Below are 14,028 nucleotides of genomic sequence, written 5' to 3'. Positions count from 1 at the left end.
TCGCTCGTGTGCGCCGACCGTCGGAGTTTCTGGTGGTCGGCGTCCTGGCCGGCTTGGCCGCACTGCTGCTGTGGGACACGCTGACCGCGCCGAAGCAGGCCATGGAACGAGGCCCCTTGGGGCCCAGTGCTTTTCCCATCATGGTCGGCTGCATGCTGCTGGCCTGCGCCGTCGGCATCGCCGTCGATCTGCTTCGCGGCGGGCAGGGCGAACCCGAGGAAGGCAGCGTCGAGGATCGCTCCGACTGGGTGACGTGGGCAGTGATCCTCGGCGCCGTGCTGCTGGTCGCGGTGGCCGTCGAACCACTCGGCTGGGTCTTGGCCGGCGGCGCGATGTTCTACCTGTGCGTGTATGCGTTCGGCAGCCGCAAGCACATTCGTGATCTCGTGGTGTCGACGGTGATGGCGCTCGGATCCTTCTACTTCTTCTATAGCGTGCTCGGGATCAATCTCCCGGCCGGTGTGCTGGAGGGCATCCTGTGATCGAGACCTGGCACCTGTTGGCGGAGGGGTTCGCCGTCGCGTTGACGCCGACGAATCTCATGTACGCGGCACTCGGCGTGCTCCTCGGCACAGCCGTCGGAGTTCTTCCGGGCCTTGGCACCTCGCTCACGGTGGCACTGCTTCTTCCGTTGACGTTCGCCCTCGAACCGACGAGCGCGTTCATCATGTTCGCCGGGATCTACTACGGCGGGGCTTACGGCGGATCGACCACCTCGATTCTGCTGAGGACGCCGGGTGAGAGTTCGACGGTGGTGACCGCGATCGAAGGTCACCTGATGGCGAAGAACGGTCGCGCCCCGCAAGCCCTCGCGACGGCGGCGATCGGCTCGTTCATCGCGGGAACGATCGGCAGTCTGCTCCTCGTGGCACTGGCCACTCCGGTGGTCAAGCTCGCGCTCAGCATGGGTGCGCCCGAGTATTTCGCCGTGATGGTCATGGCATTCGTGGCGGTCACCGCCGTGCTCGGGACATCGCGTATCCGCGGATTCGCGGCCCTCGGCGTCGGACTGCTGATCGGCATGGTCGGGCTGGACACCCAGACCGGCCAGCAGCGGCTCACCTTCGGACTGCCCGCACTGGTCGACGGACTCGATGTCGTGCTGGTCGCGGTCGCGGTCTTCGCAATCGGGGAGGCGCTCTGGGTTGCGTCGCGCATCCGCACCGAGCCCGACAAGCCCATCCCCGTCGGGCGTCCTTGGCTCAGCCGTGCCGACCTGTCCCGGTCATGGCGGCCCTGGCTGCGCGGGACGGTGCTGGGCTATCCGTTCGGGGCAATTCCGGCCGGCGGTGCCGAGATCCCGACATTCCTGTCCTACGCGACCGAACGCAAGTTGACGCGACATCCAGAAGAGTTCGGCAAGGGTGCCATCGAGGGAGTCGCGGGCCCCGAAGCGGCGAACAATGCCGCGGCCGCCGGGTCCGTGACATCGATGCTGACGCTGGGGCTCCCGACGAGTGCCACGACGGCCGTCATTCTCGCCGCCTTCACCACCTACGGAATCCAACCGGGGCCCCAACTGCTGGAGAGCCACAGCGATCTGGTCTGGGCGCTGATCGCCAGCCTGTTCATCGGCAATGTCCTGCTCCTGATCATCAACCTGCCCTTGGCGCCCATGTGGGCGAAGCTGCTTCGGATTCCCCGCCCGTACCTGTACGCCGGCGTCGTGTTCTTCGCGGTACTGGGCACGTATTCGGTCAACGCGCAACCGCTCGACATCGTGTTCCTGGCCGTCATCGGCGTGCTGGGCTTTGTCATGCGCAAGTACGGACTGCCGGTGCTGCCGCTGGTCGTCGGGGTCATCCTGGGACCGCGAGCCGAACTGCAGTTGCGGCGGGCGCTACAGATCAGCGACGGCGACTTCTGGACCCTGCTGTCCAGCCCGCTGTGCGTGAGCATCTACGTCGTCCTCACCGTGGTGCTGTTGTGGCCGCTGGTGAAGCGGTTTCGCAAGCGCGCCGCCACGACTCCACCGTCGCAGCCGGTGGCCTTGGCGGGTCAGAGCCATGGGGATGAGCGCTGAGCGTGTAGTGCCGAAACGACGTGAGCCCGGACGCTGTTTCAGCGTCCGGGCTCTGGCCGTCGGGTCTTACTTGGCGTGGTTGTTCTGGTGGTGGTGATGTACCGAGGTGCCGGGCTGCGGGAAGTTGTGCTGGTTCGGGAACGCCGGGTGGCTGACCGAGGGGCCCGCGTTGGTCTGCGAGGCCTCGGCGTTGGCGGTGGTGGCCCCGAGGAAGATGACGGCGGGGGCGGCGGCGAGGGCGAAACCGGCGGCGATGCGGCGGGTGATGGTCATGTCGACTCCTTTGTCGGGTAAGGCTTTTGGGTGTTTCTTCCGGTGTGTTCCGGCGTTGATATAAGAATGCCGCCCATCGCCCCCGCCAACCATCGGCCGACCGGCCCATCCACCGGACCAAACCCATGTCCCCCGATCGGGGGAACCCGTTTACCACGGGGCGGCCTCACGGCCGGTGTAGGCTCCTGCCGTGCCACTAACCGACGGGGAAGAGTTTGCTGGCTACACCATCGTGAGGCGATTGGGCTCCGGTGGCATGGGCGAGGTGTACCTGGCCCAGCACCCACGGCTCCCGCGGCAGGACGCGTTGAAGATCTTGCCCGCCCAGCTCACCCAGGACGACGCCTACCGGCAGCGCTTCCACCGTGAGGCCGAGCTGGCCGCGACACTGTGGAACCCGCACGTCGTCGGCGTCCACGACCGCGGCGAGCACAACGGCCAGCTGTGGATCTCGATGGACTTCGTCGACGGCACCGACGCGGCGAAACTGTTGAGCACCAACGGCGCTCCTGGCCTGCCGGTGGGTCAGGTGCTCGACATCGCGGACGCGGTCGCCGACGCGCTCGACTTTGCCCATCACCACGGTCTGCTGCACCGCGACGTCAAACCCGCCAACATCCTGCTCGCCACCCCGCCCACCGGCCGGCAACGAATACTGCTGGCCGACTTCGGGATTGCCCGCCACACCGAGGATGTCCACGGGATCACGGAGACCAACACCACGCTGGGCACGGTGAGCTACGCGGCGCCCGAACAACTCCTCGGGCAGCCGCTCACGCCGGCCGCCGACCAGTACGCCCTCGCCGCGACCATCTACACCCTGCTCGCGGGCGGCCCACCGTTCGTCGACAGCAACCCCGCCGTCGTGATCGGCAAGCACCTCAACACCCCACCCCCGCCCGTGCCGCCTGCCCTCGCGGCGTTCAATCCCGTGCTCGCCCGTGCGTTGGCCAAGGCGCCGGCCGATCGTTTCACCACCTGCACGGCCTTCGCCCAGGCACTACGCGCGGCCTCCGCGGGCCCCGCAACGGTGTACTCGACGTACATTCCGCCACAGCCCTGGAACCCGGGCCCGCAGATCGCGTCCCCACGCCCCCGCTGGCCTGCCATCGTGATCCCGGCCATCCTGGCCATCCTGACCCTCGTCGCGGGCGCGGCCGGGGCGCTCATCATGAACAGCCACCGTGAAACTGCGCAAGCCACCCCGAATTGGCAGCCATACGTCGATGCCGCAAGCCAATTCGCGGTCGACCTGACATCGATCGACTACCGCACGATCGACCGTGACATCCAGAAGATCCTCGACAACTCGACCGGCGACTTCCACCGTGACTTCACCGATCGCAGAGACTCCTTCGCCGAAGTCACGCGTCAAGCCCAATCGCAGTCCACCGGCACGGTGACAGGTGCCGGGCTGGAATCGGTCAGCGGTGACCAGGCGACGACGCTCGTGGCGGTCACGGTCAAGACCACCACCGGCCCCACATCCGAACCGAGCCCGAGGAACTGGCGCATGCGGATCACGATGGCGCGCACCGGCTCCGACTACAAGGCGACGAACGTGGAGTTCGTGTCATGACCACGACGACCCGACGCGTGCTCTGGTGGTCGATGACCGCCCTGTTGACCATCGCGCTGATGGCCGCGATCGCCTTCGCGGGATATCAGGCCGTCAAGTTCCTCCGCCCCGCACCGCCGCCCGCGGCCGACTCGGCGGCTGCCCGCCAAGCGATCTCCGACGTCACCAAAGACCATGTGACCAAGCTGCTGAGCTACACACCTGAGCACATCGACGAGCAACTCGCCGAGGCCGCCGACCTGACCACGGGCGAGTTCCACGACAGCTACACCAAGCTCACGCGCGAGAAAGTGATCCCCGCCGCCAAAGCGCGCCAGATCACGGCTGTGACGACCGTGCCGGGCGTGGCAGTCCAGGCCCTGACGGACACCACGGCAACGACCATCGCGTTCGTCGACCAGACCACCACCGCAGGCGGTGAAAGCCCCACCACCGCCAACAGCGCGGTGCGGGTCGGATGGCAGAAGGTCGACGGCCAATGGCTGATATCGGAGTTCCAGCCGCTGTAGTCCGCCGGCAAGTGAGCCAATCAGTCGAACAGCGTGTGCACGGCGGCAGCCCCCGCCATCAGCGCCCGCGACCGCCGCACCAGGTCAGCCTCGCGCGAAACCAGTGCGGCACTGACCGATTCCCACGACCGGCCGTCCTGCAGTTGCGGCATCAGTGCCCGCAGCGCCGGGATCCGATACCCAGCCAGGCGCAGTTGATGGACGATGCGGGCGTCACGCACATCCCGTGGCGCGTACACGCGGACGCGGCCCGCCGATCGGCCCGGCCGGATGAGCCCTTCGAACTCCCAGTGCCGCAGCGTCGAAACGCGAACCCCCAAGGCCCGCGCCAGTTCTGACACGCTCATGGCGTCCGCGGGCCGCGCATCGTCGACCAGTTCGTCCGCGATCGCCGCTGCTGCCCGCTGTGCGAGCCGGAGCTCCTGACGTTCGGTGTGCAAGCGCGAGTGGGCCTCGTCGATCAACTCGAGCGCCGAGGCCGGCAGGTGCGTCATGATCCGCTTCGCGTCGACCGGACCGACCGCTTCCGCGAACGCGCGATACGCCGTGGCCGACTGGACGTGCACGGCGGAGTACCGCCGGTACCCCGTCGCGGTCCGCTGCGCGGCAGGTAGCACGCCGCTGGACTCCAGGTTGCGGATCTGCTGTACCGAATACCCGGTCAGCCGCGCGACATCGGCGGTACGCAGCGAGTTGAGACTTTCCACCAGAACTTCCCACTACAGTGCTGACAAAGTCCACATAAGCACTTCAGTGTCACGGTTGAGGGTATGACGATTCAAGACCTCATCGACCTCATCGGCGCCATGGAGGGAGTCCTGGTCCTGCAGCCACAACCCGGCGACGGCTCCCCCGAGATCGCCTGGGGCGACGTGTTCTTCTACTACGCGCCCGACGGCGTCGTCCCGAAGACGCAGCCGTTCGCCACCATCATCACCAAGGATTACCCCGGCGACGACGCGTGCCGGCTCGACCGGCCCGGCGCGTTTCGCCTCAACATCGCCACCCGCGCGCCCGCCGCGCGGGAACCGCGTGACGACACGGTGATCGTGCATCCCGTGTACGGCAGGCAGGGCTGGGTGGCCATCGTCAACCCCGGACCCGCGACTGCCGCGACCGCGGTCGAGTTGCTGTGCGCGGCGCATCAGCGCGCGTCATCGCGCCGAAAATCTCCGCACTGACCACCCCGGCGGCCCGACTACGATCAGCTGAGAGACCCGAGGGGGAACGATGGATGGTGAGCGCCGGGCCGGCCGCAAACTCGCCATGGCCCTCGTCGCCCTCCTCGCGCTGAGCGGATGCGCGCCGCAGCACCGCGATACCGACGGGCCCGAGGTCGACGTCCTGGGCAGCATGATGGCCAGCGAATCGGAGATCAACGCCATCATGGGCTCCACCACCATCCGGCCCAAGACCGCCCTGCGAGCACCGATGAAAAACGACAACTACGAACCGCTTTCGCGGCCGGAGTGCATCGTGGTGATCGGGAACGCGATGGACTGGGTGTACCGGGACAGCGGCTACGACCAGTTCCGCGAGGTGCAGCTCGCGGACGACGCCGACGATGTCGAGGTCGATCAGGCCATCGCCACGTTCGACAGCCCCAAGGCGGCCAACGCCCTCGTCGCCCGCACGGTCGACATCTGGACCCGCTGCGGCGGGGACACCCTGACGTTCAGCTACGACGGTGGCGAAACGCAGGAGGCGCGGATCATGGCGACGCCGAGTGTCGTCGACGGCATCAACCTCACTCACGACCAGCCGGTGGATCCCGAAGATCGCCTCACCCACCGCGCGATCCTGGCCGTCAACAACATCGTCGTCGACTTGCGGGTGAGCGGGTACGCCATCGACGACGCCAAGACCGTCCAGCTCGCCAAGGCCATCGCGAGCCGCAACGCGTTGTGAACGACGACGTGGTCGCGCGCCTGCGGCGCGGCATCGCCGAGATCGAAACCACGGACCCTGTCGACAAGGATGCGGCCGCCACGGCGAGGAAGGCCCGCAGGGAAAAGCCCAAAGCGCAACCGGTTCCGACCACCTACCCGGGAATGCCCGAGGGCGACGACTGGATGGACCACGTACCGGCCAAGTATCGGCACGGCGAGAACGGCTTCGACCGACAGCTGATGGAAGACCTCGCGGCAGCCGGATTCCGGTGCTACAGAGCCGATCTCTTGTACACGCGGGATACCAAGAACGCGATTCCGGTGGCGCTCGATTGGCTCGAGCACCTGGAGAAACGGATTCCCGGCCCGGAAACCCGCCACCGCGAGCTGATCCGCGGCTGGCTGATCGAGCGTCTCGACCACGCGGCGATCCGGGGAAACGCGCGCGCGATCGACGTGGTCACCGCCCAGATCCGCCGTCGGGAACCACCACTGCCGTCACCGTTTTCGGATGCCGCAGGGCAGGTCTTGGCCCGCGCCGCGACGCCGCGTCACTTCGACCGCATCGTCGAATTGTTCGACGAACTGGAAGACGGCAACCATGCCAAGTACTTCCTGATCGCGTACTTCGGCAAGGTCAAGACCGACGAGTCGCGCGACATCGTGCTGCCGCACCTCGACTGCTGCGCGAACATCGTGATTCCCACGCTGATCAAGATGAACGCGACCGGGGTGCGGCACCTGATCGAACCGCATCTGAAATCCAGCTGGCCACCGACGCGGCGCTACGCGCGCCGGGCGATGGAACGGCTCACCTAGCCGACATCGAGGTGGGTTGCCGGGCGCTGTGACCAGTGTGCAGCCTGACGTGGCGGTTTCGCCGTTCTCGCTCGGAAGCCTGCACGTTCGTCACAGCGTTCGCTGGTGGACACTTGTGCCGCTCGCCGCGTGACCCGGCACGTCCCGCATCGCCCGCACACAGATCCGCGCACCGCGGTGCGGCACCAACGTCACATGCTTGACGCGTTGCCGCTCACCGGCCGTAGTGGTGGTGAAAAGATCTGCTCGGCACAGGATTTCACGCAGCACCACGCGCAGCTCGACCATCGCGAACGTCGCGCCCAGGCAGCGGCGGTTGCCGCCGCCGAACGGGAACCACGTGGTGGGGCCGAGGGTCACACCGACCATGCGATCCGGATCGAACCGGCCGGGGTCGGGATACACCGTGTCGCTGGCGTGCACGAGCCCGATGCCCGGCGCCACCATCACCCCGGCAGGCAAAAGGTAACCCGCCACCTCGACCGGCCGCGTCAACACGCGGCCGACGTCGAACACCACGGGCCGGATCCGCAGCACTTCCTTGGCGACCGCGTCGAGGTACTCGTCATCGCCGGACCGTGCGGCGCGCACGGCCTTGTCGAGCACGGCCGGGTGCCGCGTCAACCGTTCCAGCGCCCAGGACAGGCCGGTCGCGGTGGTCTCATGCCCGGCGACGAGCAGCGTCATCAACTGATCGCGCAGCTCGACGTCGGTCATGCCGTCACCGCCGCGCACCAGCATGGCCAGTACATCGGTGCGGTTCTCCAGGTCGGGGTCGGCGCGCCGCTCGGCGATCTCGGCGTAGAGCAGCCAGTCGGCCTCCGCCATGTCGCGCCGCAGCGCCTGCCAGGGGCGCCGCCGCAGCAGACCGGGGCTTGCGATCGCCAACAGATCCCATGACCCCACGCTCAACAACCGCGGCAGCACCGTGCGCAACGCGTCCAGCCGGGCCGGATCGGACGCACCGATCACCGTCCGCAGAATGACCTCGAGGGTGATCTCGGCCATCTTGGGCGCCGCCGCGAACGGCGTGCCCACGGGCCAGCGCGCCACGTTGTCGGCGGCAACCTCCGCCATGACCGCGGCCTGGCGTGCCACGGCATCGCGGTGGAACGGCGGCAGCATCAACCGCCGGCGATCGCGGTGCACGTCCCCGTCGACCACCAGCACCGAGGTATCCCCCAGCAGTGTGCTGAGCACCGAATTCGCTTCCCCGGCATGGTAAATCGCCGGGTCACCGGCGAACACGGTTTTGATGTCGGCAGGGTCGGCCAGATACACCATGGTGCCGAACGACGCGACCCGCACCGTGAACACGTCGCCGTAGCGGCGCCGGCACGCGGACACGTACCGGGGCCAGTGCCGCATCATGAGCGCGGCTTGTACCGACCGGGGAAGCCGCGGCCCCGGCGGCAGCTTGGCGTGCGCCGCGTCGGTCATCACTCCCAGCGTACGACGGTTCAGCCGAGCAGCTTCTTCTGCACCTTGCCCATCGCGTTGCGTGGCAGCTCGTCGACGAAGACGACCTCACGCGGCCGCTTGTGGTTGGACAGGTTCTCCGCCACCACCGCGATCAGTCGGTCGGCCAGCCCGCCCCGATCGGCGTCGGTGACGACATAGGCGACCACGCGCTGCCCGAGGTCGGGATCAGGCTGCCCAACGACGGCGACTTCACGCACGTCGGGATGTGCCAGCAGCGCGGTCTCGACCTCGCCTGCGCCGATGCGGTAGCCGCCGGATTTGATCAGGTCGACGGATTCACGGCCCACGATGCGGTGGAAGCCCTGCGCGTCGCGGGTCGCGACGTCACCCGTGATGAACCAGCCGTCGGAGGTCCACGACGCGGCGGTCGCATCAGGCCGATTCAGATAGTCGGTGAACAACATTGGGCCACGCACCTGAAGCCGCCCGATGCTGTCGCCGTCGTCGGGCACCTCCAGGCCGTCCTCGGTGCGCAACCGGGTCTCGACGCCCAGCACGGGCTGGCCCACCGATCCGGGCCTGCGCTCGCCGTCGGCCCGGGTGCTGAGCGTGATCATGGTTTCGCTCATGCCGTACCGCTCGATCGGCGCCTGGCCGGTGAGCTCGGTGATGCGGTCGAACACGGGCGTCGGCAACGGTGCACTGCCCGACACCAGCAGCCGGGCCCGGCTCAGCGCCCGCGCCGCGGATTCGTCGGCCGCGATCCGGGACCATACGGTGGGGACACCGAAGTACATGGTGCCGACCGCGGCGGCGTAGCGCTCGGGACGCGGCTTGACGGTGTGGACGACGCGCGAGCCGATCCGCAGCGAGCCGAGCACCCCGAGCACGAGCCCGTGCAGGTGGAACAGCGGCAGCCCGTGCACGACGGTGTCCTCGGCGGTCCACTGCCACGCGTCGGCGACGGCGTCGATTCCCGCCGCGAGGGCACGATGGCTGAGGTTGACTCCCTTTGGCGCGCCGGTGGTTCCGGACGTGTAGAGGATCATGGCGACGGCGTCGTCGGCCGGGCCGTCCGAAACCGCGCCGGTGTGCCCGTGCGTCGGCACGACCGGCAGGTCGGAGTCGCGATGCGCGGGCCCGACCCAGCACGCGACCCCGGCGTCGGTGAGGATGTGACGCAGCTCGGCGCTGCCCGAGTCGGGCGGGATGGGCACCACCGGCACGCCGGCCAGCAGGCATGCGGTCACGCCGATGACGGTGTCCAGCGTGGGCTGCGCGCACACCGCGACGGGACGGTCGGTCGGGAGTGCGGCGGCGAGCGCACGTGCCGTGGCGGCGAGTTCAGCCCGCGACACGCTCTGCTCGCCGATGGTGACCGCGGCGGTCGCATCAGCGAGTTCAAGCGAATTCAGCAGCATCCGAGAACCTTTCAGTCACAACCCCGCCGCGCTTGAACGTCTGCAGCAACAGGGTCGGGTGGACCGATTCGACGCGGCCCTCCCACGGGCCGTTGGTGAGGAAGTCGCGCAGTTCGGCGATGTCGTGGGCCGTCACGTCGACGACGAGCGGATACTCGCCCATCACCATCGCGGCGTAGCGCACGAGAGGTGAACGGGCGAGCGTGGTTCCGACGTGTTCGGCGTGCTGGGGAGCGCACCGGATCCACAGCAGCGTCTCGACCGGCAGGCCGAGCAGGGCCGGGCCGACGACGGCGCGGATGCGGACGAAACCCCGTTGGATCAGCTGGTCGATACGCCGCCGGGCGGTGGCCTGTGAGAAGCCAGCGAGCGACGCGATGGTCTCGAACGGCGTGCGACCGTCGGCCACCAGGGCGTCGATGATCGCGCGGTCGACGTCATCGACCTGCAGCCCGGTGCGGGTCTGTTCCGGTGGCACGTCGGGTAATTCGAGCGCGGCCACCTCGGCCGGCGTCAGCACGCCTGCGCGCCACTCGGCGACCGTCCGGAAGTATTGCAGCACCGGGGTCAGCCGGTGGGTGATCACGCCGTCGAGCCCTGCACCGAGAACGTCCGGCAGCGCCTCGAACTCCGACGCCACCTCGGCGATCACCTCCGCCGACTCGGCAAGCGCATAGACGAAAACCGTGTCGGGACGGGCGGCCAGGGCCCGGGCCACCGACTGCACGGCGTCAGGTCGGCACTGCACGAGCAGCAGGTGCGTCGGGGCCAGCGCGGTCAGCCCGACGACCTGCACCGTGCGGTCCTCGAGCAGCGCCGCGCCCCGGCGGGCGACGGTGCGGACGGGCTCGTCGAGCACTTCCGCGATCCGTCGCCACGACGCCCTGCCGTTGACCTGCAGCGCCTCGGTAATCCGAAGCGCGAGGGGGTCGAGCACTTCCACCGGTCGGGTCACCCCACTACTGGTACTTCAGTTTTCACAGCCGTGTCAGCTTTTCGCGGGAGCCGGCGGCGGATCGCCTCGCCGACGACCAGCACGACGAGGTTTGGGCCAAGTGCGATGAAGCCGGAATCCCAACTGCCGATCGGGATCTCGAAGAACGTGATCCAGCTGACCACCAGCACACCGACGACGATGCCGGCGAGCACCGGGACCGCACCCACCGTGACGCGCCCGCGCAGCGCCACCAAGATGGCAGGTGCGAGTTGGGTCAGGCCGCCATACGTGAGCAGCAGCAGGCTCGCGATGCTCGCGCCACCGAGGCCGAAGGCCAGCGCCAGGGTGATGGCACCCGCGACGACAGCGGTGTTCATGCGCATCCGGGTCTTCTCGCTACCGACGGTGATGAGGTTGCGCGAAACCAGGGTTGAGATGCCCATGACGATCGCGGCCGCGGGCACCATGGCGGCCGAGGCGCCGCCGATCGCGACGACCGCGACCAGCCAGTCCGGCAGCGTGTGCGTCGCGGTGTCGAGCAGTACATGGTTGCCCGTGGTGTCGGTCGGCAAAACCAGCGTCGCGCCGAGCCCGACGATGATGGGCGCGAACAGCAGCAGCTGATACAGCGCGAGCCACGTGTAGTTGCTGCGCAGGATCTCCCCGCTGCGAGCCGCGAACACCGGCGGCCACAGGTGCGGAAACACGTTGAGCCCCGCACCGATCGACGTGACGACAACCGCGGTGAGGAAGAACGTGGTGTCGTATCCCGGTGCGGCGAGGGTCAGCAGCACGGGCTGATCCTGGTGCACCCGCGCGAAGACCTCGGGGATTCCGGCGATGCCGAACGCGACACCGCCGACCACGATGAGCAGCGCCACAACCATGAGCGCGTCCTTGAGCACCGCGACCCGCGAAACCCCGCGGATGCCCGCCCACACCACGAACAGGATCACCAGCACGCTCGCGATCACCATGGACAGTCCACGGCTCGATTCGCTGCCCGTGGCCAGTTCGACGATCAGTCCCAGGCCCGTGATCTGCAGTTCGAGGTAGGGCAGCAGGAAGATGGCGCCGACCACCGCGACGACCTTGCCCAGCACCGGGCTGTTGAAGCGGTCGATGAAGAAGTCGGCCATGGTGAGATAGCCGCGGCCCTTGCCGAGCCGCCACAGGCGCGGCGCGACGAAGTACATGCCGATCGCCGAGATCGACAGGTAGGCAAGGGCGAACGTGGCACTGACGCCGCCACCGAACGCGATGCCGGACAGGCCGAGGAAGCTGAACGTGGTGAGCGACTCGCCCGCCTGCAGGAACCACGAGCGCCACCGGCGGAAGCTGCGGCCGCTGACTGTCCATTCGTCGAGTTTGGTGGCGCGCCGGCCCGCGACGCCGAGCACACCGATGGCGATCAGGCCGATCACGATGAAGACGGTGAGCGCGTTCATCGCGGGTCTCCGTCGGCCGCGTCGGCGGCGTCGAGAGCAGCGCCGCCGTCCCGCTGATAGGTGGCCTCGACGATGCGCAGCGCGACGACCGTGCCGACGACGCACATCGCGGTCCAGACGAGCACCGACGGGACACCGAACCACAGGTGCGGTCCGTTGACGAACGACAGGAACGGGGTGATCAGGAATCCGAGGATCGGGACCGCGGCGATGGCGAGGCGCCGCGGGCTTTCCAGGACAGGGTGTTTCATGATGAGCGGTTCTCCAGGGAGGGGGCGGGGCGCCGCTGACCGTGGCCGGTGGCGGCTTCGAATGCCGCGGCCACCGCGAGCAGCATCTGCTCGGAGCGGGCACGGGTGACGATCTGCAGCCCGACCGGCAGCCCGTCGGGCGTGAACCCCGCGGGCACCGAAATGGCAGGAACGCCAAGGGTGGTGATCAGATAGCAGGACGCCATCCAGTCGAGGTAGGTGTGCTGGGGTACCCCGGCCACTTCGGTGGGCCAGAGTTGCTCGGCGTCGAAGGGTGCGACCTGGCTGACCGGTGCGAGCAGCACGTCGTACGTGTCGAAGAACGCCGCGGCCGCGCGCCGCAGCCGGGTCAGTTCGGCCAGGGCCTGGCCGACGTCGCGGGGAGTCCTGGCCCGGCCCTCGCGGATGTTCCACGCGAGATCGGCCTTGAACGCGTCGGGGGTGGCGTCGAGCTGGTCACCCCACATGACGTCAAACTCGACCGCGCGCAGCGTGCGGAACGTGGCGTCGGCACCGTCGAGATCCGGGCATGCCGGGTCGACGTGCGCGCCGAGTTCCGCGAACAGCCCGACCGCGGTTTCCAAGGGCGCCAGCACTTCTGCGTCCACCGGGACGCGGTCGCCGAGGGTGGGTGCCCAGGCGACCCGGAGGCCTTTCAGCTCGGCGGGGTGCACCGTGGCGAACGCCGCCGGGTCGTCGCTCAGGGACGACGGGTCATCCCGATGCGCGCCCGCGATCACCGACAGCAGCAGCGCGACGTCACCGACCGTGCGGCCCATCGGGCCCGCGGTCGCCAGGTTCGGAAGCGCCCACGCGGCACCGGGATCGGGCACCCGTCCGGGTGTCGGGCGCAGGCCCACCACGTTGCAGAACGAAGCCGGGTTGCGCAGCGAGCCGCCCATGTCGCTGCCGTCGGCGATGGGTTGCATACCGCTCGCCAACGCGGCCGCGGCACCCCCGCTGCTACCGCCGGCGGACCGGTCGAGGGCGTACGGGTTGCGGGTCGTGCCGAAAACCGAGTTGAACGAATGCGATCCGGCCGCGAACTCGGGCACGTTGGTCTTGCCGATCCGGATGGCGCCCGCGCGTTGGATGCGCCGGACGATTTCGTCGTCCTGCTCAGGAACCCAGTCGGCGTGCAGCGGCGAGCCGAACGTCGTGCGCATGCCCGCGGTGGCGTGGGTGTCCTTGAACGCGATCGGCAGCCCGTGCAGCGGGCCCACGGGCTCACGCGCGGCGCAGCGGCGGTCCGCCTCGTCGGCGGCCCGCTCGGCGCCGTCGATGTCGAGGCTCACGATCGCGTTCACCGCGGGGTTGTGTCGCTCGATCTGGCCGACGTGCGCCGCCAGCACCTCGCGGGCCGAGACCTCGCGGCGGCGCAGCCGCGCTGCCAGGTCGCGAGCGCTACTGAAGTTCAGCGAGTCATCCACGGTTGCGCATTGCCTCTCTCGTGGGCC

The 14,028-nt window shown here is 68.6% G+C and carries 15 protein-coding genes; 7 read left to right on the top strand and 8 right to left on the bottom strand.

The genetic code is table 11. The annotated features are described in order from the left end of the window. The first annotated feature begins 8 nt into the window (after positions 1–8). Both G6N67_RS20160 and G6N67_RS20155 read left to right on the top strand, forming a co-directional pair. Positions 9–482, top strand: a complete 474-nt coding sequence (locus tag G6N67_RS20160) for a tripartite tricarboxylate transporter TctB family protein (RefSeq protein WP_163642246.1) — start codon at positions 9–11, stop codon at positions 480–482. Further along, positions 482–2,023 (top strand): tripartite tricarboxylate transporter permease, encoded by a 1,542-nt coding sequence (locus G6N67_RS20155; protein WP_051578860.1) that lies wholly within the window; start codon positions 482–484, stop codon positions 2,021–2,023. Before G6N67_RS20160 ends, G6N67_RS20155 begins: the two co-directional genes overlap by 1 nt. A gap of 66 nt (positions 2,024–2,089) precedes the next feature. On the opposite strand, the gene G6N67_RS20150 is transcribed toward G6N67_RS20155, so the two are convergent. Next, a complete protein-coding gene (locus G6N67_RS20150) occupies positions 2,090–2,296 on the bottom strand; it encodes a hypothetical protein (protein ID WP_163642245.1) in 207 nt (68 codons plus the stop codon). Between the two features lie 190 nt (positions 2,297–2,486). Between G6N67_RS20150 and G6N67_RS20145 the strand changes: the two genes are divergently transcribed. Continuing rightward, complete coding sequence (locus G6N67_RS20145; RefSeq protein WP_036429347.1) at positions 2,487–3,875, top strand: serine/threonine-protein kinase; 1,389 nt, start codon at positions 2,487–2,489, stop codon at positions 3,873–3,875. After that, positions 3,872–4,384: a nuclear transport factor 2 family protein gene (locus tag G6N67_RS20140; protein ID WP_036429348.1), complete on the top strand. Its 513-nt coding sequence runs from the start codon at positions 3,872–3,874 to the stop codon at positions 4,382–4,384. The genes G6N67_RS20145 and G6N67_RS20140 overlap by 4 nt, the downstream gene beginning before the upstream one ends. A gap of 20 nt (positions 4,385–4,404) precedes the next feature. On the opposite strand, the gene G6N67_RS20135 is transcribed toward G6N67_RS20140, so the two are convergent. Beyond that, complete coding sequence (locus G6N67_RS20135; RefSeq protein ID WP_036429349.1) at positions 4,405–5,091, bottom strand: MerR family transcriptional regulator; 687 nt, start codon at positions 5,089–5,091, stop codon at positions 4,405–4,407. A 63-nt stretch (positions 5,092–5,154) separates the two neighbouring features. On the opposite strand from G6N67_RS20135, the gene G6N67_RS20130 reads away from it, so the two are divergent. Genes G6N67_RS20130 through G6N67_RS20120 form a run of 3 tightly spaced genes read left to right on the top strand, consistent with a single transcriptional unit; the run spans position 5,155 to position 7,092 of the window. Then, positions 5,155–5,565: a DUF6194 family protein gene (locus G6N67_RS20130; RefSeq protein ID WP_036429350.1), complete on the top strand. Its 411-nt coding sequence runs from the start codon at positions 5,155–5,157 to the stop codon at positions 5,563–5,565. A 49-nt stretch (positions 5,566–5,614) separates the two neighbouring features. Beyond that, on the top strand, positions 5,615–6,292 hold the full coding sequence (locus G6N67_RS20125; protein WP_036429351.1) for a sensor domain-containing protein: 678 nt from the start codon (positions 5,615–5,617) through the stop codon (positions 6,290–6,292). Beyond that, positions 6,289–7,092 (top strand): hypothetical protein, encoded by an 804-nt coding sequence (locus tag G6N67_RS20120; RefSeq protein ID WP_051578478.1) that lies wholly within the window; start codon positions 6,289–6,291, stop codon positions 7,090–7,092. The genes G6N67_RS20125 and G6N67_RS20120 overlap by 4 nt, the downstream gene beginning before the upstream one ends. Positions 7,093–7,182: 90 nt before the next feature. On the opposite strand, the gene G6N67_RS20115 is transcribed toward G6N67_RS20120, so the two are convergent. Genes G6N67_RS20115 through G6N67_RS20090 form a run of 6 tightly spaced genes read right to left on the bottom strand, consistent with a single transcriptional unit; the run spans position 7,183 to position 14,001 of the window. After that, positions 7,183–8,532 (bottom strand): cytochrome P450, encoded by a 1,350-nt coding sequence (locus G6N67_RS20115; RefSeq protein WP_036429352.1) that lies wholly within the window; start codon positions 8,530–8,532, stop codon positions 7,183–7,185. Positions 8,533–8,552: 20 nt separating this feature from the next. Beyond that, positions 8,553–9,935: an acyl-CoA synthetase gene (locus G6N67_RS20110; protein ID WP_036429353.1), complete on the bottom strand. Its 1,383-nt coding sequence runs from the start codon at positions 9,933–9,935 to the stop codon at positions 8,553–8,555. After that, on the bottom strand, positions 9,916–10,890 hold the full coding sequence (locus G6N67_RS20105) for an Lrp/AsnC family transcriptional regulator (RefSeq protein WP_051578479.1): 975 nt from the start codon (positions 10,888–10,890) through the stop codon (positions 9,916–9,918). Before G6N67_RS20105 ends, G6N67_RS20110 begins: the two co-directional genes overlap by 20 nt. Then, complete coding sequence (locus G6N67_RS20100) at positions 10,887–12,320, bottom strand: sodium:solute symporter family protein (RefSeq protein ID WP_036429354.1); 1,434 nt, start codon at positions 12,318–12,320, stop codon at positions 10,887–10,889. The genes G6N67_RS20105 and G6N67_RS20100 overlap by 4 nt, the downstream gene beginning before the upstream one ends. Further along, on the bottom strand, positions 12,317–12,571 hold the full coding sequence (locus tag G6N67_RS20095) for a hypothetical protein (RefSeq protein ID WP_036429355.1): 255 nt from the start codon (positions 12,569–12,571) through the stop codon (positions 12,317–12,319). The genes G6N67_RS20100 and G6N67_RS20095 overlap by 4 nt, the downstream gene beginning before the upstream one ends. Continuing rightward, positions 12,568–14,001 carry an amidase gene (locus G6N67_RS20090; RefSeq protein WP_036429356.1) on the bottom strand — a complete coding sequence of 478 codons (1,434 nt, stop codon included), beginning with the start codon at positions 13,999–14,001 and terminating at the stop codon, positions 12,568–12,570. Before G6N67_RS20090 ends, G6N67_RS20095 begins: the two co-directional genes overlap by 4 nt. Between the last annotated feature and the right edge of the window lie 27 nt (positions 14,002–14,028).

This window comes from Mycolicibacterium mageritense, from assembly GCF_010727475.1.
In the GTDB taxonomy this organism is placed as follows: Bacteria; Actinomycetota; Actinomycetes; order Mycobacteriales; family Mycobacteriaceae; genus Mycobacterium; species Mycobacterium mageritense.
This window is presented reverse-complemented; position numbering and strand designations above follow the sequence as displayed.